This is a genomic window from Cronbergia sp. UHCC 0137 (assembly GCF_034932285.1).
Classification (GTDB): Bacteria; Cyanobacteriota; Cyanobacteriia; order Cyanobacteriales; family Nostocaceae; genus Cronbergia.
Genome location: NZ_JAYGHC010000001.1, coordinates 87,052 through 111,286, shown reverse-complemented (window position 1 = coordinate 111,286; position 24,235 = coordinate 87,052). Strand labels below are relative to the sequence as shown.

Annotated in this window: 20 protein-coding genes and 1 pseudogene; 11 read left to right on the top strand and 10 right to left on the bottom strand. The window is 38.3% G+C overall.

All coding sequences use genetic code 11. From position 1 onward, the window contains the following. Window positions 1–32: 32 nt before the first annotated feature. Window positions 33–1,235 (bottom strand): argininosuccinate synthase, encoded by a 1,203-nt coding sequence (locus VB711_RS00360; protein ID WP_323283683.1) that lies wholly within the window; start codon window positions 1,233–1,235, stop codon window positions 33–35. Window positions 1,236–1,478: 243 nt separating this feature from the next. Here VB711_RS00360 and VB711_RS00355 point away from each other — a divergent pair, with 243 nt between their 5' ends. The 4 genes and pseudogenes from VB711_RS00355 to purN all read left to right on the top strand — a co-directional run bounded on the left by VB711_RS00355 (window position 1,479) and on the right by purN (window position 5,293). After that, window positions 1,479–2,423 carry a glycosyltransferase family 2 protein gene (locus VB711_RS00355; RefSeq protein ID WP_323283682.1) on the top strand — a complete coding sequence of 315 codons (945 nt, stop codon included), beginning with the start codon at window positions 1,479–1,481 and terminating at the stop codon, window positions 2,421–2,423. A gap of 199 nt (window positions 2,424–2,622) precedes the next feature. Further along, window positions 2,623–2,796, top strand: a pseudogene (locus VB711_RS00350) (DUF29 domain-containing protein); the annotation flags it as partial. A 530-nt stretch (window positions 2,797–3,326) separates the two neighbouring features. After that, a complete protein-coding gene (locus tag VB711_RS00345) occupies window positions 3,327–4,427 on the top strand; it encodes a GTP-binding protein (RefSeq protein WP_323283681.1) in 1,101 nt (366 codons plus the stop codon). A gap of 182 nt (window positions 4,428–4,609) precedes the next feature. After that, window positions 4,610–5,293, top strand: a complete 684-nt coding sequence (gene purN / locus VB711_RS00340) for a phosphoribosylglycinamide formyltransferase (protein ID WP_323283680.1) — start codon at window positions 4,610–4,612, stop codon at window positions 5,291–5,293. On the opposite strand, the gene VB711_RS00335 is transcribed toward purN, so the two are convergent. Next, on the bottom strand, window positions 5,283–6,218 hold the full coding sequence (locus tag VB711_RS00335) for an alpha/beta fold hydrolase (RefSeq protein WP_416233541.1): 936 nt from the start codon (window positions 6,216–6,218) through the stop codon (window positions 5,283–5,285). The genes purN and VB711_RS00335 overlap by 11 nt on opposite strands. 48 nt (window positions 6,219–6,266) lie before the next feature. Between VB711_RS00335 and VB711_RS00330 the strand changes: the two genes are divergently transcribed. Continuing rightward, entirely contained in the window at window positions 6,267–7,142 is an 876-nt protein-coding gene (locus VB711_RS00330) for a shikimate dehydrogenase (protein ID WP_323283765.1), read from the top strand. 120 nt (window positions 7,143–7,262) lie between these two features. Continuing rightward, on the top strand, window positions 7,263–7,868 hold the full coding sequence (locus VB711_RS00325) for a hypothetical protein (RefSeq protein WP_323283679.1): 606 nt from the start codon (window positions 7,263–7,265) through the stop codon (window positions 7,866–7,868). Window positions 7,869–8,024: 156 nt separating this feature from the next. Here VB711_RS00325 and VB711_RS00320 read toward each other — a convergent pair whose 3' ends face one another. Beyond that, window positions 8,025–8,714, bottom strand: a complete 690-nt coding sequence (locus VB711_RS00320; protein ID WP_323283678.1) for a Uma2 family endonuclease — start codon at window positions 8,712–8,714, stop codon at window positions 8,025–8,027. Between the two features lie 223 nt (window positions 8,715–8,937). Beyond that, window positions 8,938–10,746, bottom strand: a complete 1,809-nt coding sequence (locus VB711_RS00315) for a hypothetical protein (protein WP_323283677.1) — start codon at window positions 10,744–10,746, stop codon at window positions 8,938–8,940. Window positions 10,747–11,565: 819 nt separating this feature from the next. Between VB711_RS00315 and VB711_RS00310 the strand changes: the two genes are divergently transcribed. Together VB711_RS00310 and VB711_RS00305 are read left to right on the top strand one after the other, a co-directional pair. Further along, a complete protein-coding gene (locus VB711_RS00310) occupies window positions 11,566–12,771 on the top strand; it encodes an ATP-grasp domain-containing protein (protein WP_323283676.1) in 1,206 nt (401 codons plus the stop codon). A gap of 48 nt (window positions 12,772–12,819) precedes the next feature. After that, entirely contained in the window at window positions 12,820–13,710 is an 891-nt protein-coding gene (locus tag VB711_RS00305) for a CoA-binding protein (RefSeq protein WP_323283675.1), read from the top strand. A gap of 37 nt (window positions 13,711–13,747) precedes the next feature. On the opposite strand, the gene VB711_RS00300 is transcribed toward VB711_RS00305, so the two are convergent. From VB711_RS00300 to VB711_RS00290, 3 genes are read right to left on the bottom strand one after another with little or no spacing between them, the layout of a single operon-like run. Next, window positions 13,748–14,518: a Uma2 family endonuclease gene (locus VB711_RS00300; protein WP_323283674.1), complete on the bottom strand. Its 771-nt coding sequence runs from the start codon at window positions 14,516–14,518 to the stop codon at window positions 13,748–13,750. 52 nt (window positions 14,519–14,570) lie between these two features. Continuing rightward, a complete protein-coding gene (locus VB711_RS00295; protein WP_323283673.1) occupies window positions 14,571–16,439 on the bottom strand; it encodes a tetratricopeptide repeat protein in 1,869 nt (622 codons plus the stop codon). Between the two features lie 39 nt (window positions 16,440–16,478). Then, a complete protein-coding gene (locus VB711_RS00290) occupies window positions 16,479–17,846 on the bottom strand; it encodes an aminopeptidase P family protein (protein WP_323283764.1) in 1,368 nt (455 codons plus the stop codon). A gap of 443 nt (window positions 17,847–18,289) precedes the next feature. Here VB711_RS00290 and VB711_RS00285 point away from each other — a divergent pair, with 443 nt between their 5' ends. Then, window positions 18,290–18,997 carry a sterol desaturase family protein gene (locus VB711_RS00285; RefSeq protein WP_323283672.1) on the top strand — a complete coding sequence of 236 codons (708 nt, stop codon included), beginning with the start codon at window positions 18,290–18,292 and terminating at the stop codon, window positions 18,995–18,997. Between the two features lie 142 nt (window positions 18,998–19,139). On the opposite strand, the gene VB711_RS00280 is transcribed toward VB711_RS00285, so the two are convergent. The 3 genes from VB711_RS00280 to VB711_RS00270 all read right to left on the bottom strand — a co-directional run bounded on the left by VB711_RS00280 (window position 19,140) and on the right by VB711_RS00270 (window position 22,890). Beyond that, window positions 19,140–19,658, bottom strand: a complete 519-nt coding sequence (locus VB711_RS00280; RefSeq protein ID WP_323283671.1) for a DUF29 family protein — start codon at window positions 19,656–19,658, stop codon at window positions 19,140–19,142. Between the two features lie 125 nt (window positions 19,659–19,783). After that, a complete protein-coding gene (locus VB711_RS00275; protein WP_323283670.1) occupies window positions 19,784–22,453 on the bottom strand; it encodes a ParA family protein in 2,670 nt (889 codons plus the stop codon). Next, window positions 22,450–22,890: a hypothetical protein gene (locus VB711_RS00270; protein WP_323283669.1), complete on the bottom strand. Its 441-nt coding sequence runs from the start codon at window positions 22,888–22,890 to the stop codon at window positions 22,450–22,452. The genes VB711_RS00275 and VB711_RS00270 overlap by 4 nt, the downstream gene beginning before the upstream one ends. Window positions 22,891–22,997: 107 nt before the next feature. On the opposite strand from VB711_RS00270, the gene VB711_RS00265 reads away from it, so the two are divergent. Together VB711_RS00265 and VB711_RS00260 are read left to right on the top strand one after the other, a co-directional pair. Beyond that, on the top strand, window positions 22,998–23,798 hold the full coding sequence (locus VB711_RS00265; RefSeq protein ID WP_323283668.1) for a PhzF family phenazine biosynthesis protein: 801 nt from the start codon (window positions 22,998–23,000) through the stop codon (window positions 23,796–23,798). Beyond that, entirely contained in the window at window positions 23,795–24,214 is a 420-nt protein-coding gene (locus VB711_RS00260) for a DUF4332 domain-containing protein (RefSeq protein WP_323283667.1), read from the top strand. The genes VB711_RS00265 and VB711_RS00260 overlap by 4 nt, the downstream gene beginning before the upstream one ends. Window positions 24,215–24,235: the final 21 nt, after the last annotated feature.

Here is a 24,235-nt window from a genome sequence, read left to right as displayed (position 1 = left end):
CCCATTACCCATTACCCATTACCCATTACCCATTACCCATTAGTTTGTTTAGCCCAAATGCGAGTGGGTAAGCCCCAGACGTAGATAAAGCCTTCTGCTGCTTTGTGATCAAATTGATCTTCTGCACCGTAAGTTGCCAAATCGGGGGTGTAGAGGGAGTTATCGCTCCAACGTCCAACTATTATGGCGTTACCTTTAAAAAGTTTTAACCGCACAACACCGGAAACTCGTTCTTGTGTCTGTTGAATAAAGGCATCCAACGCGCCTTTGAGGGGGCTGTACCAGAGTCCGTTGTATACCAGTTTGGTGTAGGTTTCTTCGATGCCGCGTTTGTATTGGCTGACATCTGCGGTGAGGGTGAGGCTTTCTAAATCACGATGGGCATTAATCAAGACAATCATGGCGGGTGATTCATAAATTTCCCGCGATTTAATGCCTACTAAGCGGTTTTCAATCATGTCGATCCGCCCGATACCATGATTACCTACTGTTTGGTTAAGTTCTTGAATTAATTCAACTGGATTTTTAGTTGTACCGTTGATAGCGGTGGGGATACCTTTTTGGAAGGTAATTTCTAGATATTCTGGTTCATCGGGGGTTTGAGCGATCGCTTTTGTCATTTCATAGATTTCTTCTGGTGGTTCAGATGCGGGATCTTCTAACAAACCAGCTTCAATACTGCGACCGAGTAAATTTTTGTCGATACTATAGGGAGAGGATTTTTTAACTGGTGTAGGAATCCCAAATTTTTCACCATAAGCGATGGTTTCTTCCCTACTCATGCCCCATTCTCTCGCCGGTGCGAGGATTTTGAGGTGAGGATTGAGGGCGGTACAGGAAACATCAAAGCGTACCTGATCGTTACCTTTACCTGTACAACCGTGAGCGATCGCATCCGCGCCATATTTTTCGGCTGTTTCTACTAACACCTTAGCAATCAGTGGCCGAGCTAAGGCAGTTCCCAAAGGATAGCGATTTTCATACAAAGCATTGGCTTGAATCGCCGGAAAAGCGTAATCTTTAATAAAGCTATCTTTGACATCAGCCACCAGAGATTCACTTGCACCCGATTTCAGAGCTTTTTCTCGAACTGGCTCTAATTCATCTCCCTGGCCTAAATCTGCTGCTAGAGTGATAACTTCTTCTACACCCCATTCCTGCATCAGATAAGGAATACACACGGATGTATCTACTCCACCAGAATATGCCAGCACAACCTTTTTGGCTCGACCCATTGGTTACTCCACTTAGAAAAACAAAGAATGAGTCATTATTATATATGACTAAACCCTGTATATTTTTTAGATGCAACAGCGATCTAATTAAAAATCCTGTCCTCGCAGCTTTTGATCTATTTTCTAGCTGGCTGACTGTAGGGATATGGTGTGTTAAATTTCCTCTATGGGGTATTTAATTGTTCAGGGAACTGTGACACCTTTGTGTTAATCCTATTTGGAAGATGAGTAATTAATATTTTTATGAGTAAAACTGTGTTTTTTAGTGTTGTCATCCCAACTTACAATCGTTTACCGATTTTAGAAAAGTGTCTCCGGGCTTTAGAAAGCCAAAAGCTAAGTAAATCAAGTCTTATAACTGGTTATGAAGTGGTTTTAGTAGATGATGGTTCTACTGATGACACATTGGATTGGTTAGCAGCACACAAGGAAGAGTTTCCCCATCTACGCTGTTTTGAACAGGATCATGCAGGACCAGCAGCAGCAAGAAATTTAGGGGTAAATAAGGCAGTTGGAGATACAATTATTTTCATTGATAGTGATTTGGTAGTTTTACCTAATTTCTTAGAAGCTCATGCAGTAGCTTTAGTGCAGGGTAGAGAGAAGTTAGGGAACGACAAATGTTTTACCTATGGTGCAGTAATTAACACCTCCAATTTTAACAATCCCACCTCTGAACCCTATAAAATCACAGATTTTTCTGCCGCTTTCTTTGCTACAGGTAATGTTGCCATTTCTAAACATTGGTTAGAACAAGCGGGATTATTTGATATTGGGTTTCAACTCTATGGTTGGGAAGATTTAGAATTAGGAGTAAGATTAAAAAATCTAGGTTTAAAATTAATTAAATGTCCTGAAGCTGTGGGTTATCATTGGCATCCACCATTTAGTTTAGCAGAAATTCCCACATTGATTGATAAAGAAATTCAACGGGGACGCATGGGGATTTTATTTTATCAAAAGCATCCAACTTGGGAAGTAAAAATGATGATTCAAATGACTGTATTTCATCGTTTATTGTGGGGGATTTTGACATTAAATGGGTTATTGAATGAAAGAACCATGTCTCCCTTTTTGCAATGGTTGATTAATTTAGGTAAACCGCAGTTAGCTTTGGAAATTGCCAGGATTTTTCTGAATTGGTATAATGTCAAAGCAGTTTATCAGGCCTATACAGAAATCCATTAGAGAATTCCACAAAAAAGATGATCCAATCTCCTTGTATTATTAGTGGGCAAGATGCCCGCACCACAAGAAATTTTGGGGTATTTTTTTAATTGGAAGTCTCTTAATGATGATATCTCCTGCAAAGTTGCAAAGGTAAGAAAATCCAAATTAACAGGTTTTAATTATGCCAACACCGCAAAGTGAAAATCTCTAGAAATGTGATTTTTATGCTTGGACTCAGCAACAGATTAATCTCTTAGATAGTCAACAATGGAATCAGCTTGATGTTATCAATTTAATTGAGGAGATTTCATCTTTAGAGAGAAGGGAACGTCAAGAATTGAAAAATCGTCTTAGTATTTTGCTTGGTCATTTACTAAAGTGGGAATATCAACCATAATCTTGCCGTAGACTAAGCTAGAATGTTAATTCCATCGTGAGCGTGTCTACACCAAAAATCACTCTTTCAACTATGATTTTGCCGCAATTTAAAATTTAAAGCATAAGCTTGCCGAAATTTGAAGGTGTTGGATAAATGCAACATTGCCAACAGTAATGGCACTGCCAAAACGGTGGTTAGGATCGTGGATTAAATTGCCAATTAGTCCAAACTCAAGTTCCTAAGCTAAAACTGAGACAAGTAATGAGACAGAATTAATTACACAACTGGTTTTTCTGTTCCCCTTCGACTGCGCTCAGGGCAAGCCTGTTCCCGGTCGGTGAGCGTCTTGTACTGACTTGTGCCGAGCGACTTGTACTGAGCGAAGTCGTAAAGCCTAACGGCATAGCTGACGCTTACCGCGGAGCGTGGCGTTAGCCATAGTAAGCCGAACCAAAGTGCTGACTCCTGAATTCTCACCAGATGTCTAATGTCCTAAAAATCAGGATACCATTCAAAATAGACAAACAGCCTACTTTCTAACTATGCAAACAGTAGTTACTCCCGAATCTCAAACAATGGATACTCCCAAGAAAGGATTGCCAGTAACAATTATTACTGGTTTTTTAGGTAGTGGTAAGACAACTTTACTTAATCATATTTTGACTAATCAGCAAGGGTTAAAAACTGCTGTATTGGTAAATGAATTTGGTGAAATTGGCATTGACAACGAGTTAATTGTTTCCACTGACGATAATATGGTGGAACTGAGCAACGGTTGTATCTGTTGCACTATTAATAATGATCTGGTTGATGCAGTTTACCAAGTTCTAGAACGGGAAGAAAAACTAGATTATTTAGTTGTAGAAACAACAGGACTAGCTGATCCTTTACCAGTTGCTATGACATTTCTCGGCTCAGAGTTGCGAGATCTAACTCGGTTGGATTCAATTATTACCGTAGTTGATGCAGCTAATTATAGCTTGGATTTATTTAATTCTCAAGCAGCATTTAGTCAAATTAACTATGGTGATGTAATTATTCTCAATAAAACAGATTTGGTAGATGAAGCAACTTTAACGGAACTTGAAAGAAAAATTAATGAGGTAAAAGAAGGTGCAAGAATTATCCGCACTAATCGCTCCCAAGTCCCACTACCTCTAATTCTCAGCGTTGGTCTGTTTGAATCTGATAAATATTTTGAATCAGAAAAAGATCAACATCACGACCACGAACATCATCACCATCACCACGATCATGATCATGCCAATTGTGGACATGAAGATCATAATCATGAACATCATCACCATCATTCAGATCATTTAGAAAATGATGGTTTTACCTCTGTATCTTTCCAAAGTGATCAACCCCTTTCTATTAAGAAGTTTCAATATTTCTTAGATAACCAATTATCCACAAATATCTTCCGAGCTAAGGGAATTATGTGGTTTAATGAAAGTCCCCATCGTCATATTTTCCATTTGTGTGGTAAGCGGTTTACTATAGATGATGATGACTGGAAAGGTCAACCCAAAAATCAGTTAGTATTAATTGGTCAAAATCTAGATACTGAAACGTTACTTCAGCAGCTAGAAAACTGTGTGTGTTTGCCTTCTAGCAGTAAAGGTAAGGGATTTGGTAAATAATCAATTCTGTTAATTTATTTAGAGGTTGTTTTAAAACTTTTTCCTGTGAGATATGACACCCTCAGATCCCCCTAAATCCCCCTTAAAAAGGGGGACTTTGAGGAATTTAGTGGGGGATCTCAATTAATTCTGATACTTTTCAAACATCCTCTCACAATTTTAGTCTATCTTCCCCTAGCCCAATGAGTCAAAATCCCGCAATTGATGGTACTGCCAGTTTAATTTCTCCTAATATTTCTGAGCAAAAATCAACATTAAGAAATCCTTTAAAATTAGGAGTGATGGCTTCTGGAAATGGTAGTAATTTTGAAGTTGTTGCCCAAGCTATTGAAGCGGGACAGCTAAACGCCCAAATCCAGGTTTTAATTTACAATAACCCCACAGCGAAAGCGGCAGTTAGGGCAGAAAATCGGGGTGTGGAAACTGTTTTGTTAAATCACCGTGATTACAACAGTCGGGAAGAATTTGACCGGCAAATTGTCCAGACATTGGGACGGTATGAGGTCGAATGGGTAATTATGGCGGGTTGGATGCGTTTGGTGACGGAAGTATTAATTGATGCTTTTCCTGAGAGAATTATCAATATTCATCCTAGCTTATTACCTAGTTTTAAGGGAGTCCGGGCTGTGGAACAGGCTTTAGCCGCAGGGGTGAAGATAACTGGTTGTACGGTGCATCTTTTGTGTTTAGAAATGGATAGTGGTCCGATTTTGATGCAAGCGGCTGTACCTGTACTTGCTGATGATACGGCAGAGACACTCCATGCTAGGATTCAATTACAAGAACACCGAATTTTACCATTAGCGATCGCTCTACTAGGGCAAAGCGGAAGTTATACGGGAGGCGTTAGCGATTTCAGACATTAATAGCAGATAAAACCCAATCTCGTAAATATGAATTGACTTGTTCAGGAACTTCATCATGGGGACAATGACCTGCTGTGAGAAAATGTTCTGTTAATTGGGGATAATATTCACGGAACTTTTGAGAACGTTCTCGCGCTTTCATCCAAGGATCTGCTTCTCCCCATAACAGCAATAAAGCACAATTTAATTGTTTAAGCAATATATCAACTTTTTCTCCTTGGGGACTACTAAAAACAGAAACGAATACATCCAAAGCCCCTGAATCATAAGCTGGCCGATAAATTTCTTCTACTAATTGATCGGTAATTGCACTTTTATCAAGATAAACTTTTTCTAAGGTGCGCCGAATTACCCAACGCTGACGCACATATTGAAATAATAAAGACTGGAGTAATCGTTGTTGAAACAGCCATTTTGTGGCTTTACCTGATATTTGTTGTAGAGGATTTTTTGGGGGCTGAATTTGGCTTTCTAAGGGTTCTGGTTGACTAAATGGCCCAGCACTATTGAGTAATACTAAACCTGCTACACTGTCAGGACGTTGAGCCGCAACACATAAACAAGCATAACCCCCAAGGGAATTACCGGCTAATACGGTTTTTTGTCCTATCACTTCACTGATAAAATCATCTAGTTGGTCGCGCCATAAATCGCCACTGTACTGTAATTTAGGTTTTGCTGAACGTCCAAATCCTAGTAAATCGATCGCATATACTTGAAAATCCTCGCACAGTCCTGTAATATTTTTACGCCAGTGGTCTGTGGAAGCGCCAAATCCATGCACTAATAGTAATGGTGGCCTTTGGGTTTGTTTTTCTCCAGCTTGGACGTAGTATATGTTATGTCCACGCCACTGCCAATACTGACCTGTAAGTGGGGTTGTAGTAGTTTGCATATTGCAAAGAAATGTTAAGTTGTTATTCATTATTTTAGATTAACTGGTAAGAGAAAGTTGAAAATGAGTGAAGAAAAAATGATTACGGGTAAAACTAAACTTTTAGGGGTGATTGGATACCCTGTGGAACATTCCCTTTCGCCGGTGATGCACAATGTAGCTATTGCTAAGTTGGGGTTAGATTATGTATATCTGCCTTTTCCCATTGCACCGGAAAATTTAGAAATAGCGATCGCTGGTTTAGCATCTCTTGGTATTATCGGTTTTAGTGTGACAATTCCCCATAAACAGGCGATTTTGTCTTTTTTATCAGAGGTTTCACCTATTGCTCAAGCTATCGGTGCAGTCAATACTGTTACTCGTCAAGGTGACAAATGGGTGGGAACAAATACTGATGTAGAAGGATTTATTGCTCCTTTACAAACCATTGATGATCAAAATTGGCACCAAAAAACGGCAGTAATTTTAGGAAACGGTGGTGCAGCTAGGGCGGTTGTTGCTGGTTGTGTACAGTTAGGTTTGGCAGAAATTCACGTCGTGGGGCGTAATTCGCACAAATTGAGCGAATTTAGTCGGAGTTGGGAAAATTCACCCTTAGCTGGTAAATTTCAGGTACATGAATGGGAAGAACTACCAAAGCTAATTCCCCAAGCCGATTTACTGGTAAATACTACTCCGGTGGGAATGTATCCCCGTGTAGATGAGTCACCGTTGAGTATGGATGAGTTAGGGGATTTACCATCTAGAGCGATCGCTTATGATTTAATTTATATCCCTAAACCGACGAAATTTTTGCAATTAGCAGCAAAACAAAAAACTATTGTGATTGATGGTTTAGAAATGCTAGTCCAACAAGGTGCAGCAGCTTTAAAAATTTGGTTGCAGCAAGAAACTGTTCCTGTAGTCGAGATGCGTCAAGCATTACAAAATCATTTTGCAGCCAAGAAGCCGTGATCTATTAATTAAGAGACTTCCAAATAAAAAAATATCCCAAAATTTCTTGTGGTGCAGGCATCTTGCCTGCTAAGTAGTCAGACAAAATTAAATTCATTCGTTCAGAGAGGGAACAGAGAAATGTCATACAGCGATTTTACTCTTAGAAAAGTTAAGCAAACCTTTGGTATAAACACCATTGAAGATAAAAAATTTCTGCCAGAAATCCAACCAATTGCTGCTAGTATAACCCTTACTGATTTTTTAGCAGAAAGTTTACCATTAGCTATAGCGACAGGAAGTGAAAAAGCACGTTCTGAGTTAATTATTAGTCCGGTTTTACTAGAAGTCCGCAAGATTTTACAAAGAAAAATTAGTCTATTTTCTGGTGCAGATTTTACTGTAGATTCGGCTTTAGGATTAAATGGAGTTTGTGATTTTGTTCTCAGCCGTTCACCGGAACAGTTAGAAGTTGAAGCACCGGCGGTTATGATTGTGGAAGCCAAAAAAGCAGACTTAAATCCCGGTATTGGTCAGTGTATTGCAGAAATGATTGCTGCTCAAAAATTTAATGAAATTAATAATCAACCTATTTCTACAATTTATGGTAGCGTAACTAATGGTACTGCTTGGCGATTTCTACAATTAACAGAACAAACTGTAACAATTGATTTTACAGATTATCCCCTTCCTCCTGTTGATGTCATATTAGCCATTTTAGTTTGGATGGTAACTTCTGCTAATTAACTTCAATTTATTAGCTATCTATAGCCTCCGATTTGATTTATCTAGGGGTTTCATAACTAATTTTTGTGTAGGGAATTTGTTCAAGAACGTAATTGGTAATAGACGATAAAATACCTGTAATTATCCTGTTAATCCTTTAATCCTGGACATCCTGATTCAGACAAAAATAGATAATCTACCAATAAAATCCTCATGTTCTTGACTTGCTAAACCCTGTTGAACAACGGCTAATACTTTACATACATCTCCTGCCAACAATGCTGTTTTATCTAACCATAAACCTGGAAAAACCTGGGAGTAAATTATATTATCTGCATTGGGTTGAAGTTGAATATACTGACCTTCTTGTAACCTAAACCAATCAAATTGATGGTCATAAACTCGCCAGATTAAATATTCTTGTACTTGATTACGACGATAAACTTTGAGTTTTTCATGCAAATCATAGGAAGCACTAGAAGCGGCAATTTCTACAATTAATTCTGGCCCACCTTCTACATAATCATCTTTATTGATTTTTGATTGTCCTCCTGTTTCAATTCTTAATAAAGCATCTGGTTGTGGTTCGTTATCTATATCCAGAAGAACAGTAGTATTATCCAGTGCTTCTACTCCTGGTGTAGCTGCTTCATAAGTACCTAACCAAGTCATAATGCGAGCATGGGGTTTACCATGTTGTTTTGCTCTAACGGGTGATGCCACGTAAACTACTCCTTCAATTAATTCGGCTTTTTTCAAATTCGGCATAGCATGATAACGCCGTTCAAATTCATGACGGGTAAGTTTGTCGCCGTTTTCTAAGGGTGGAATAGTTAAGATAGGAGAAATTGCGTTAGTAGATATCATAATTTTCTCAAATATTGAAGAACATGAAGTTGTCTGAATCAGGATATCCAGGATTTAAGGATTTACAGGATGTCATATTAGGAATTTTGGTGTATGTATTATAATTTTATCGAAATAATACTTAATCACCAATTACGAACACGGATTTAACGGATTACACAGATGACACGGATTTGAAGATTATCCAATCACCAATCACCAATCACCAATCACCAATCACCAATCACTGCGGCATCCTTGTGTACATCATCTGTCCTTGGGAACTGTAGATAAATAGAGGTAAATTAGCATTTTCACTGATGACTTTTAGGGCATTTTGTAGACTTTGGTAATGATTTTGCATATTAGTCGCAGTACCTTCATCTGGATTAGAAGAACTACTCTGTAATGCTTGATTGTATTCTGGAGTTAACCGAACAATAATGCCTTTGTTGTCGATGGTAAAAGTACAAAACTTGACTGTATTGGCACAGGTGCTAGTCAAATCAGCACGGGTTTGGGTTAAATCACCGTAGAGTTGTAGTTTTTCTTGTGCTTGAGTGAGTGCGACTGAATAGGGTTGAATAAAAGATTGAGCTTGAGGATGATACAAGCTTTCTGGGGAAATTTGTTTCATAGCCTCTAATGCTTCTTGCCAAGATGCCACTGCTAATTGCCATTGATTTTGGTTTGAGTGTATTTTAGCTTGGTTGGCTGCGGTTATGGCTTGTTGGTAGACTTGAGAGGCTAATAACTCCTTGTTAGCGCGATCGCGTGCGGCTATGAGTTTCGGTTGATACTTTTCTAACAGGGTTTGCGCTTCTTGGTGAGCAGCACTATCTGGGGATATACTCTTTAAGGCATTGATTACCACTAACCAAGTTGACTCTACTCTCTGCCAATCACTACTGGATTTAACATTTGCTTCGCGTTTGTAAGCTGCATCAGCTACGGCTTTGACAGCAACTAACTTCTTCAGAAATTTTTCTTCTTTCTCTAATTGCTGATTTACGGCTGTTAAACTGAGTCGATAACTTGGTAAATTTTCTTTTACCAGTCCATAGAGTTCGCTGTTAGGTTTGATAGATTCTAATTGAGCGATCGCTACTCGCCATAAACTCTGTCCAGCTTTTAATTCCTCTAAACTGGAGGCAGGAATTTTGGTTTTTTCTGCTGCTAAAGATGCTGATTCTAAAGCTTTTGTTACCTGCTGAATTTTTGCTAATTGGTCAGAAAAACTAGAATTTAATTCCCGCGCTTCTTGGTGACGAGGAGACCATTGAGGAATTTTTTCTAGTCCTGAAATTACCCCTTCTAGTTGCTGTTGTACAGCTAACAACTGTTGTGGTGATTTGCTTTGACGAATTAACTGCGGGGATTGGCGTTTAAATTGTTCGGCTGTTTCTACTTCTTGACAGACACCAATTACACAGGAGTTGGTAAGAAAGTAACCACCAAACCCGAAGAAAACAGCTACCATTAAAACTGCACCTGCAAGGATTGGTGTTGCTGGCAATGTTGGCTTATTAACATCTATATCTAAATCTACCGCAGGATCAGATATTTCTGGCTCATTTTCACTTTCCAAAGATGATAAATTGAAAGAAAATTGAGTATTTTCAATTGGTGTATCTGTAGTTGGAGATGGTGAATTAAGCAAATCTACAGGTGGAAAAATTAACTCAGGGCTTTTTGTATTGTTACTATAGGTTTGTATTCCCAACCTGATTTCCTTCTCTTCCTCTGACTCCTCCACTCTCAAGTCTAAGGAATCTTTGGCATAAGGTAGTTTTTCTCCACTAACTCTGATAAAAAACTGTACCTTGGGAGTTTGGTAATTAGATTGTCGTCTGAGTATATCTTTCAACAATACAAAAACTCTTACATTGTCAAAAATTAGACTTTCTGGATGTTGAATTAAAACCATCAATTCGTTATTTTTAATAGCGCATTTAACCTGAAAAAGATTGCCAGATGGAACTTCTGTCCGTAATTGTTCTTTTAGCTTATCAGCTAGAAGCTGTATATCTTCCTGGGAAACTGATACTTTCATAGGTTTTTAAAAGTAGTGTTATTACATAGATGCACAACAGAAAGTCTTTGATAACTAAAAATTTAGAGGAAATTCCTTGAGTAGCCAGTCTTTCGCGGACGAAAATTTCTCTCAAAACGTCGTTTCTCTGTGAACTCTGTGCCTCTGTGGTTGTAAGTCCTAATTGCGAGGCTTCCATCACAATCTCAAACCCTGATGTTTCCTATCCTGTAAGTAAGCCCTGTATTATTTCGACTCTCTGCAAGTTTCCCATACTGCTAGATAATATATTAGACAATAAAAATGCAGTATAAATGACAAATTACAGATAGCGACAATAAAATTTTTTTCCCTGTTTAGTAATGTCCCTGCTTTAGTTAGCATGGTAGAGTTTACCATTGACAGGAGTAACTTACAGGGATGAAGGAAATAAATACCTTAATCTTGCATAAGTCCTACCTAATTGATATAAAATAACAAATACACGATATAGTTTCAGTTATTACAGTAATTAACAAGTAAGTCAAGAACGATATCTGTTTGTCCTCACGCTAAAAACGAAATGCGATCGCCAAGTAGTTTTTATGCTATATCATAGAATTATCTTTAAAAAGAATAGTATATTTACAGAAAATAAATTATACTTGATCAGTCTGTTAAGGAAGTTTGGGCAGAAAGAAAATAATTTGTTGATCTGATGGGATTAGCTAAAATTAAACCGTGTGATCTAGCAAAATAAATTTTTTAAGTTACCCCAAGCTTGATTCCAAAATCAAGGTACTGTAAAAACTATCAGACAGAGAAAGGTACTTTGGAAGTATCAATACAAGGTGCGTATCAATGGATTTATTAGAGTACCAAGTAAAAGAATGGTTTAGGATGATGGGTATTCCCGTTTTACCCTCCCAACGAATCGACCATCCGACAGATTTAAAAAGATTAAAAATTTGTTACCCGATTGTGCTGAAATCCCAGGTACACGCAGATGAAAGAGCAAAAGCCGGTGGAGTGAGAATTGTCGAAACCACAATTGATGCGATCGCTGCTGCTCAAAATATCTTTAGTTTACCAATTTGGGGAGAGTTACCGGAAGTATTACTGGCAGAATGTAAATATGATGCCCAGGAAGAATTTTATTTTGCTGTGGTTTTAGATACTAACCTCTGTCGTCCAGTCCTTTTAGGTTGTAAGGAATTGGATAGCGATGGGGAGTCCGCAGGAGAAAAAATGCAGTATGTGGTAGTAGAGGAGGAATTTTCGCCATTTTATGCCCGCAGACTGGCCTTAAAAATGGGTTTTCAAGGTGCGTTAATCCAGTCAATCAGCGATGTGGTAGAGAAAATGTACCAGTTGTTTGAACAAAAAGACCTGGATTTAGTAGAAATTAACCCTCTAGCAGTTAGTCCTTCTGGGCAAATAATGGCTTTAAATGGTAAAGTTAAAGTCAATGAACGGGCAATTAACCGTCATCCAGAAATAGCTCAAATAGCTGCACAAGTAGTTAATCGTCATGGCAATCATCAGATCAAAAATATTTTAAATGACTGGGATCAGCCAAAAATGAACGGTAAAATCGGTATTTTAGGGAATGGCAGAGGTTCAGTGTTGACAACCTTAGATGCGGTGGTTGATGCTGGGGGAAAACCTGGTATTTGCTTGAATTTGCGACATTCTTTTTTGACCCATCCCTCACCGAATAATTTTAGCGATCGCTTAGAAGCAGGGTTAAAAATTTTGGTGGCTGAGAAAAGCACTGAAGTAATTCTGATTAACTTTCTGGGTACGATTCCTCAGATATCTAAATTCCCAGACGCGATCGCTAAATTGATCCAACCAGATCATACATTTCTCTCTAATGGTAGTAATGGAAGTAAAAGCAAGCATAGAAAACACCTACCGCATTTTGTATTCCGGCTTGCAGGTGATGAATTTAATAGTGCGAAAAAATATCTAAATACACTCAAACACCAAAATAAAACATTGATAGTAGTAGAAAATTTAGATGAGGCAATATCAGAAGCAGTCCGTCTGGCAAATATAGACTAATATCCTGCATTTTGATTTTTGATTTTTGATTTTTCCCCCATTCCCCTTATGAATCTAACATCAGAGAGTAAAGTTTTAATTCAAGGTTTTTGTGAATTTATATCAGAAAGTAATATTGCCCAAATGAAAGCCTATGGCACAAATTTGGTAGCAGGTGTCAATCCTGGATTTGGTGGACAGCAAAAATACGATCTCCCCGTGTTTGATTTAGTAGAGGAGGTAGTATCACAATTTGGACACATTGACACCACAATTATTTGCGTACATCCTTATCAAGTTTTAGATGCCGCATTAGAAGCGATCGCTGCTAATATCCGTCAAATTATTATTATCTCTGCCGGTGTCCCACCTTTGGATATGGTGAAATTGCTTCGCAAAACTGAAACTGGAGAAACCTTAGTCATCGGTCCCAACAGTCCAGGAATTATCGTACCTGGAAAGATTCTTTTAGGGATACAACCAAGCGAATTTTATACACCCGGTTCTGTAGGGATTGTCAGTCGTAGCAGCACTCTCACCCATGAGGTAGCTTGGGAATTAACTAAAGCCGGTTTGGGACAGTCGATTAGTGTCAGCATTGGTAGCGATGCAATAGTCGGTTCATCGTTTTTGCAATGGTTACAAATTCTCGACGAGGATGATACTACAGAAGCGATCGTCTTAATTGGTCAATTAGGTGGCGAAAGTGAAGAAGTAGCGGCACGCTACATTACAGAAACTATTGATAAACCAGTCATTGCCTATATTGCAGGTAGACACGCACCCCCCACAAAGCATTGGCATCAGTCAGGCAATTTAGCCATAGTTGCTGGGCGCAATAGTAATTTTGGCACAACCCAAAGTAAATTAACAGCTTTTGAAACCGCGCAAATTCCCGTAGCAGAAAGTCCTAGACAAATTCCCGAATTATTGAAAAAGGTGATGAAAGCTAACGAATAAACGGGTTAGGGGAGTATTGTAATACGCCCCTACTGATTTAAATAGGTAAATTATTGGGATCAATTCCCTGGGATTGCAAGTAAGCCATCAGCTTTTCTTTTTGCTCACGTTCCTGTTCAGCCCTTTGGCGTTCCTGTTCAGCCCGTTGGCGTTCCTGTTCAATCCTTTCCACCGCCCAAGGCAACAAATTACTATCCTCATCCCACCATCGTAACCAATACCCAGTCCGTCCTTCCTTTGCTCCCCGCCAAGTTCCTAAAAATAGTCCCATCGTATCAATCCAATGACGACCATTCTCATCTGGTTGCTTTAATTCATAACGCCCATTTTCTAGTTGATAATATTCTAATAAACCTCCATCTGGATCAAAAATGATATAAACGGGAACTTGTAAAATTTGCTCGTAAAAAAACCATTTTCCCGGTGGGTAAGTCCGTTTAACAGAATATTCTCCACCTTCTTGATCTGATAAAAACTCCATCACTACAGCCGGTACATCCCCTTCTAAATTGGGTGTATAGCTTTTCCGTTCTGGTAAAATTTCCTTGACTGAAGGAATATATAACCAATCTGGTGCTTTAGCGACAAATTGTTCATTTAATGTGGCACAGATTCCGAAATTGGCAGCAATTAACATCTGTGGTTGGATGAAATCACTGATTTCTAAACTTTCTCGCAAAGCCCCTGCTAATAATGGCTGTCCTGTATTTTCCACCGGTTCATCCTCTAACTGAAAATCATCCGGTAAGGCTTCCCAAGAGATTACCAGTTCTGTGGCTGATTTGCTTTCACTGAGTAGGGTTGCCATAAACGCTACCTTTGGTTGATTTATTCTGATTTTATCATATCCCTATTCCCTCTTACATATCTTCTTTGTATTTTGCTAACAATTTAGGTAGATAATCAAATCCATCAACACCGATAAAAGCAATCATTTTTGAGCGTTGCTGCTGTAGTAAAATTTGGAATCGTTCAGCCCCAATTTGTCCTTGTAAAATAGTCATTAAACCCGCAGCTTGTCGCCATTCATCGGAGGCAATTTGTTCTAGAATATACATTCCTAAATTACCTGTATAAACGGCTTTTTCAGCATTTTGTAGATGATAATGAGCCTCGGCTAAATAAGCTAAATTCCGTCCTTGCAGATAATAATCTCCAGAAATTTGTGCCGTTTTAAACCCATTTTCTAAATATTTAATAGCAGTTTCATGTTGTCCAATAACTAAATAGGCAATACCTAAACTACTAAAACATAAAGCTTGACTTTGGAGGTCATTTAATTTTTCTGCTAATTTTAAACCTTGTTCTAGATAATTAATTGCTAATTCATAAACTTCTGGTTCTCTATTTTTCACTTCCTGGGCTTGCATCACTTCACTATAGCCTAAATTAACCAGTGCATTGGCTTCACCAATTCTGTCTCCCACTTGTCTGCTTAAAATTAATGCCCGTTGACTATTATTAATTGCGTCAGCATAATTTTTTTCTTGGACGTAGGTACGGCTGAGGTGGTTAAAATTGGCGATTTCACAGGGGCGATCGCTGGCTTTTCTAGCAATTTCCAAGGCTTGGTGATGGAATTTGAGCGATCGCGCATACTTACCTAATGCCCGTTGAGAATAGCCCAAAAGGGTCAAAATTCGCGCCTTTTCTTGAGTTCCCTCCACAGATCGCAAGGGTTCATCTAAATAATCCAACGCATCCCGTAAATAAGTACCAGAAAATGAAGCGAAAATCCCGCCATAAAGGGGAAAATAAGCCCGTTGGGTAAAGGTTCGCAAAATTTGCAGCATGATTTGTGAACAGCCATTAGTATAAATCTGCGACTGATTTTGAAAACCACTGGCTAACTGACTCCAAATCACCGCAAAAGTCAAAAAGGTAGAAATAGATAATTTCGGGCCTGCTTGAATATCATAAGCTTGTTGATCAAACCAGTTGACCAAGCCCCGTTGTAAATATTGTAAAATTATTGCCAATTCTACCCAATCACTGAGGCTGATTTGCTGATGTTGTTGGATAAATTCAATGGCAGATTTTTCTAATGCGAGGGTATGAAAAAACCCTTGGGGTAATTCACTTTTAACTAATTTAGCCCAACTTGCCCAAGGTCCCCTTTCACCTGGTACACCACCAAATCCGAGAGAACCCCGTTGTTCATACATCCAACTGAGTAAGTTTTCTTGGATTCGTTGCCAAGCGATTATACCACGGGTAATTCCCTGGGAAATTTGCTGTAAATCAGAATCGGCTTGAGCAAATTGCAGTAAAGATTTACCTAATTGCTGTAATTGAGATAAATTTAAAGGATGTTTGAGGTTAGGATCACTGACTCGCAAAAAGACCGCCAAACGATTTTCTGCGGTAGCCGTAGTAATTTCTCGCACAGCCGAAACGATTACTTCAGTGATTTTATTTTGCTCTTGCCACCGTTGCCATTGACTTTGTATAGTTTTGATGGCACGTAAACTGCGAGTGGCTTTGGCTTTTTTCAGTTCATCCTGTTCTTGATCTACTTGGGCTTGGGCTGCGTTAGTGCGATCGCTCAATGCTAACTCAAATACTTCCCCTGTTCCAGAAGTAATCCCTTTGAGTAACATTTGATATACTTGCTCAACAGAGCTAATCTTGCCCTTGAGAGTGGTTTCGACAATTTCATCAATTAAAGCCAGATAGCGAACTGATAAGTCAGTGCTGGCGCTATCACCCAATGGCAGAGTATCTGACACGTTAGCTATTACAAAACATCACGATAATTCTATATTATCTTAGGTTAACAATTCTTCTATGGCATTGGCACTGTTGGGTAAGGCGGCAGTTAAAACTTCCCTACCTGATTCTGTAACCAAAACATCGTCTTCAATACGGATACCGCGCACGTCAGCAAATTGTTCTAAACGTTGCCAATTGACTCGGCTTTGATATTGGGATTTGACTTTCGGATCATTTAAAATTGCTGGTACTTGATAAAACCCAGGTTCAATGGTGACAAGCATTCCTGGACGCAAGGGACGATTTAAACGCAGGTAACTTAACCCAAATCTGTCACTTCTTTTCCTGCCCTCATCATACCCTGCCAAATCCCCCAAATCCTCCATATCATGCACATCTAAACCGAGTAAATGCCCAATTCCGTGGGGAAAAAACAAAGCGTGAGCATCAGTTTTCACTAAATCTTCAGGATTTCCTCGCAAAATCCCCAAATTTACCAAACCTTCAGTAATCACCGTAGCTGCTAACAGATGAATTTCCCCATATTCTACACCAGGGGCGATATTCTCGATACAAGCATCATGGGCTGCTAAAACAATATCATAAATATCTCTTTGGGTAGATGAAAATTTACCGGAAACAGGCCATGTTCGAGTAATATCAGCAGCCCAACCAGTCTGGGTCTCCGCACCCACATCAACTAAAAGTAAATCTCCTGGTTCTATGGGGTGGTGATAATGACCGTTATGTAAAACTTCTCCGTGGACAGTGACAATACTGGTGTAAGCCGTAGTCATATTATGACCCATGATCACCGCTTCCATTGCTGCCCGGACTTGTGCTTCTACGTTAGATTTGGATGTTGCAGCCATTCCTGCTTTGTGCGCTTGAACACTGACATCGGCAGCTTTGCGTAACTCAACTAAAGCCGTTTGATCATGGGTAAGACGCAGGGAAACAATAGCTTTAGCTAAATCTAAATCAATTCCCTCCAGTTGATTTTTCGGTAAAATCCATCTTTCTAATAATTGTGTTTGCTGTGTCCAAGTACCCGCGTCTTGGACGGGAACGGTAGCCGCATTTTCTAAATATGCTGCTAATTCTGCCATTGGTCTAGTATCATTTGCCCCGATTTTTTCCGCAATTTCTTCACGAGTCGGGGTTTCACCATGCCAAAGGGCGCTGCTGGGGTCAGGGTCATCTATAAATAGTTGCAGGTTGCCCGCTTCGAGGCGAATGGCGGCGTTTTGTAGGGGTATTCCGGCAAAATAAAGGAAATGGCTATTGGCGCGGTAGGGAAAGGTATTGGCGGGGAAATTGCGGGGACTGTTTGCACCAGACCAGAGAATTGCGGGAAAGTCAATCAATTGGGCTAATTTTTGGCGACGGTGACGGAGGGTTTCTGGGAGAGAATTTGCTGTCATATTATCAACAATGATTTTACCTGTTGGATGCGATCGCTCTTTTGACATTATCGTTTTCTTGTGATGATTGTGCCAATATCAACCTATTTTGTGTACCTGAGCAAAATTAATTACACATTTTTTAAATAACCAGAAAAGTCACTGAAAAACTAACCACAGAGGCACAGAGTTCACAGAGAAATGAGGTTTTGAGAGATATTTTGGGTAAGTCCTGTTCCCAATTCCCAATTATGCTTAGGTGACTTGCTGCGATTTTGACTTTTTGAAACTTTTCCAATACCCCATTATGGTATACTGGATTAATTTTAAGACTACTCGTTAGGAATATTAACTATGACACAGATGCCAAAAACAATAGGTGTACCTCTATGTTCCCTAGTTTGACCGAATTTAGTATTTCAAGCTTGTTGATGTTTTTCATTCTTTCGACAAGATACCTGATTGTGTCCTCTCTTCTCTATTGGTTACTTTGGATTCGTCGTCCAGAGTCTTGGGAAAATCGTCGTCTTCAAGATTTGGATCGATATAAGAGCAAAATGAAGAGTAAAATCAAGAATGAAATCAAATGGTCTATATGGTCTTGTTTAATCTTTGCACTACCTAGCGCTTTTATAGTTGAGATGGCCAAGCTGGGAAACACCAAAATTTACCTAGACCCCTTGGAATATGGCTGGATGTATTTGGTTCTCAGTCTGCTTATATATTTGTTTCTACACGATACTTACTTTTATTGGACTCATCGTTGGTTACATATCCCCAGTGTATATCGTCGCTTTCATAAAGTGCATCACGAATCGCTCAATCCTACACCTTGGACTTCCTTTTCATTTCATCCAGTGGAGAGTATTATTGAGGCAATTATCATTCCTATTTTGGTGTTTATTATTCCGATTCACATTAGTCTAGTCGGAGTCTTACTAACATTAATGACGATCTTTGGAGTTGTGAATCACACAGGTTATGAAGTTTATCCGCGTTCATGGATGCTTGGTTTTTGGAATGAACATTGGATCACACCAACGCACCACACACTTCATCATCACAAATTAAATTGCAATTATGGTCTTTATTTTCGGTTTTGGGACAAGTTGATGAAGACTGATGTTATGATCAAAACCCTATTTATGAAAATTAAGAACCCGGTATTCTAATCTTTGTAAAAAGCATAGGTTTTAATTAGGTGGGCATTGCCCACCCTACGGATATGTATGAGTAAAAGATTGACCTAAGCCATTGATCAAACTCGTTTCGTAACAGAGTTTTAATTCTGACTCCTGACTCCTGCTATCTTAATCATCTTTTTCCTAACTTCCAATCTTCACCACCAGGTAACTGAGTTAAATAATCATCAATCACTGCTGGTAATTCTTTAATTGAATAATTATATGTTAATTCTAACAAGGTTTGACATTGATTGATTATCTCCAGTTTCTCTACTATTTCGGTTAATTGAAATGGACTATAAATACTGTTCATAACTTCATCACTGGCTTCACGAATAGCTTCTTCAAATTCATCTTCTAACATTGATTGCCACTCGTCTATTTTAATGTAGTATGAAATTTTATTATCTTGTAAATTTAGTTTTTTTATTTCTCTGATTGAACTACGAATTGAATTTGCCCAAGAATTAGTTAATCGTTTTTCTACTTGATTTTTAATTAAATGAATCATCAACCTGATTAAGAAAGATTGAATATTTCTTAAAATTGCTTGTCTACCCATCCCCTCTAACTCATCTACAATAGCTAAAGCCTCATCATAACGCTGTCCTAAAATACTATTTCTGAGGTCTATTAATTCCTGCGTCATTGTATTATTAACTTTTACAGTAATTATTATTGACATAATAACATCAATTATGAATTATTTGCACGCAGAGGCGCAGAGTCGCAGAGAGTAAAATTTGAGAATATCTGATTTATATTCACCATTTTTTATCGTTGTCCTTTGCGAACCATCCCTAATCCATATAAATATAATTCGGCTACTGCATAGACACGAGGAGGTGGATCTTTAGGGCGAGTGCGTTCTATGAAAATACCCGCATCAACCATAGATTTAATAGGAGCAGTTAATTCACTATCCTTGATGCCCCATATCTCAGCTAATCTATCTTGAGTAATGGGAGAACGTTCACCTTGTGGAAGTTTATCGACATATTCTATTAGTTCAGAATATTCATTTTTAATTTCAGCTACTCGCTGTTGCGATACATAGGGAAAAGCATCAATCAAAGACTTTGGACGTAAAGTTATATCTGAACTATATTCTGTAGAAAATTCTTTTTCTTTTTTAACTGCTTCTTGTAATAGCAATATTAAACTGCGTGGAAAACAATTCTTTTTACCATCTGCAATACGAGTCCGAATCCAGTTATAAGTATAGGCTTTATTACCTCTACCCATTCGTTCACCCCATAAAGGGTATAAACTTTTACGCAATTGCTCCAAACCGATTATATTCAGGCGTTCAGCATTCACTCCGAACTGTTGTTCTAAGGATGAGCTTAAAGACCGAGAGTTTTTGAGTGCTTGTCGAAGTACCAACCGCCATAGATCGGCTTCATCCCAGCGTAACTCAAGTGAACGTCCCATGTAATGACCTGTATTTGTAAAATTGAGTTGTTTCCATATATCTTCACGTAAAAATATTTTAGGGACAATATGTTTTAAATTTGTTCCAATTTCTAACCACCATCCTAGTAAAGCTTCTAGTGATTTTTGGCGGCGTTGATAATCTGTTGGTGTAGAACCAAAACCAGCATCTAGTTCATCATAAAGTAGCCAAATAACTTTATTATTATCCTGTAACCATCGATCAATTATTCTTAATTCATCCGTAGCTTGTAGTCTTTTATCTGGAGACTTTGCTCGTTGTACTAACCAAGAAACTATTTCCAAATGAGAAGGGTTATCTTGACTGCTCAATCTAATTAATTCTTGTTCTAATCCAGAAATCAATCTTAGTTCTGACTGACAACGACACAGTTGTAAAAGTCCATAATTTTTCCAAAATAATTGCCAAGCATCTTTTCCTACTTGCTGCTCATAACTTTCTAAATCAGAACTTTCAAGAATAGTTTGTGAAACTCTAGGTTGACCATGACCAGGAATAAAATTAACATTATTCACATTAATATCTGATTGAGCTAATCCTTTAGCTGCTTCCGGTTGTTCTACGAAAAGTCGGAATAAAAGACTTTTGCCAGTTCCTTTCGCTCCAAGAATTAACCAAGTTCTGTTACTGAGAAATTGATGAAAATCTTCTGTTTTTTGAAATATATTGGGAATATCATTTGGTTCTAATTCCTGTGCTGTTGACGCTTGAAATTCTAATTCATGTAGAATTGTTCGGCGATTATCAACACTTTTTATAATAGAATTAGGCTGAATATCTGGTAAACTAGCATCAAGAGTATCAGCAAGATTTAAATATTTATCCAATAAACTTTTATCTACACTATTAACTAAACTTTTTAAGGTTGTAATAGCTGGATCATATAAAATTTGAGAATATATTTGTCCAATAGTGGTTTCATTTGGTAAACCCCAATTGTCTTCAATCCAATTTTCAACTTCATTAATCCAAGTGTTATGCTGTTCTTTAGCAACCACTGGTACAGGTGTTAATAGAAATCGTACATCTGGCTTACCTTGATATTCTTGTTGTTTACGAGCAGCTGTTACAACCCATTCCAGTCCTTTAAAATTTTGACGAGTAGGTGAAAAACAGATGATAGCAGTATCCGCTAAATCAAAAAGTGCGATCGCTCCCATATCGTTAAATCCAGGACGCGCATCAATTAATATAATATCTGGATCTAGTTGTTCTTGAATATCAGCTATTAATTGTTTAACTGCATTATGATCAGACCGATAAAAATAATGCACATCTAAGTTTGCTAAACGATGAATATAATATTCATTATACTCTCCTGCGGGAACTAAAAAGATTTCACCACGAGTTTGCAAGTGTATTCTTTGGATACAATCAACAATATTAGGAATATTTTCTTCAGGTGTTAAAGTTCTTTGATATAGATAATCTAATACTCCCATTTGTGCTGGATTGATATTTTCAATATCCTCCTCAAACATTATTGAAATTCCAGGAGCTTCTAAGTCAAAATCTACCATAACAACGCGACGATTACGGGTTGCTAATATACCTGATACTAATCCTAAAGCGGTGGAACGACCGACACCTCCTTTAAAAGAATAAAAAGTGACAATTAAAGGCTTTTTAGCTGGAATATCTTCATCTATTTTAGCAGGTTCATCTGGCTCTGGAGCCATTAAAATATCTGACCAAAGAGGAAATTCAATATATTGGGCAGGTTGCTCTTTTGCTTCTATGGGAGTTAGTAATTCATAATCAATTATAGGATTTTGTCCAAGATGGAAATCTATAACTGCTAAAAAATTGTCAATATCTTCTTCACGTTCAGTTAAAGACTTATTTTCAAAGTAATTTGTAATAATTCTGAGTTCCAGCCATCCTATTGATGTTTGCTTTACTATTACTTCTGCCTCTGGATCTTCGATTTGTAGTTGCTCAAGTAAGCAGGTTTTAATTGTTTGTGAGAGTAAATTTATATCATTCACGGTTTCACGCCTTGTTGTTGTAAAAAAAAGTTGTGTAATTTTTTTGCTGCATCAATAAATCTTCTGCTGTCTTCTTCATTCCCTGATGCCTCTGAATAACGTAAATCAGCATTACGCCATAAAGTAGAAACTTTATCCCATGCTTTTTGATAACTGTGGGTCTTATCTAATTGTATTATTCTTTTTAGAGACGAACTATTTAATAACTTTGTCAGACTATGTAATTCTGAACCTCTCTGTCCTTTTCTATATACAGTGGTCTTTTTAAAATTCTCTTGGTGTTGTTCATAGCAAATAAAAGCTTTGAGTGAGCATTCAATCGCATATCCACCGAGATAAACAGACCCAAGCCAGCGTTTTTGGTCATAGAGAACTTCAGCATCTTTAAGATGGCGGCGAGAAGCAGCTAGTTGACAACTTTTATTATAAGTATCCATCAAAGAGCGTGTTTGGTATATAAAATGATAAACGACTCCTGTTACCTGTCTAGTTAACTAGCAACTTGGGTGAATAGAGTTATATTAATTTATCACACTTGAATTGCATGACACAAATTATTACTCAAGTCGATGCTTTCACAAATACACCATTTAAGGGGAATCCTGCGGCTGTGTGTGTTTTAAATACTCCCCAAACTGATGAATGGATGCAAAATGTAGCCCAGGAGATGAATTTATCAGAAACGGCTTTTTTGATTAAGCAGGATGATGGTTTTAATTTGCGTTGGTTTACACCTTTGGTAGAAGTGCCGCTTTGTGGACACGCAACGTTGGCGAGCGCTCATGTACTATGGTCTGAGGGATATTTGTTATTATCTGAAATAGCGCGGTTTTATACTAAAAGTGGGTTGTTGACTGCTAAATTAGAGGGTGATTGGATTGAGTTAGATTTTCCTGTGAATCATTCCCAACCAATAGTCGCACCACCAGAGTTAAGTGCAGTTTTGGGGATAACGTATAAGTCTGTTTACCAAAATTCTCTAGGTTATTTGGTGGAGTTGGAGTCTGAGGAATTAGTACGGGAAATTCAGCCTAATTTCCAGCAGATGAAAACCTTACAGATTCCTGATGTAATTGTTACGAGTATGGCTAATTCTGGCTCGGAGTACGATTTTATCTCTCGCTTTTTTGCACCGGGTTTAGGCATTGATGAAGACCCGGTGACAGGTGCGGCTCATTGTTGTTTAGCACCATTTTGGCACGGTAAATTAGGTAAAGAGCAGTTCTTAGCTTATCAAGCTTCTAGTCGTGGTGGTGTGGTTAAGGTGTATTATTCAGGGAGCGATCGCGTTTTTCTCGGTGGACAAGCGGTAACAGTGATGCAGGGGAAGTTAATCACACCATGAACATTAAAAATATCAGTGATTTGCCAATTGAACAATTACCAGGGTTAAGTGATGCAGAACAATCTCAACTGCAAGAATCTGGTATTACCACGATCAGCAAACTTGTTAAACAAGGGAAAACTCCACAAGCAAGGTTAATATTAGCAAATAAGTTGCAGATTAATGTTCAATCTATCAATAAATGGGTAGCTTTGGCAGATTTAGCCCGCGTTCCCAGTGTTGGCTCTCAATATTGTGGGTTATTACTTCATTCAGGTATAATTTCTGTGGCACAGTTGGCGCAAATTCCTACTCATAGATTACATCAACAAGTTATGCGTTTGCAAGTAGCAACAATGCAGCGTCGAGATTTGTGTCCACCTATAGAGTTAGTCCAACAATGGAGTCAGCAAGCGCGAGCGATCGCTAATTTGTAGGATTTATCCATAAGTAACGAA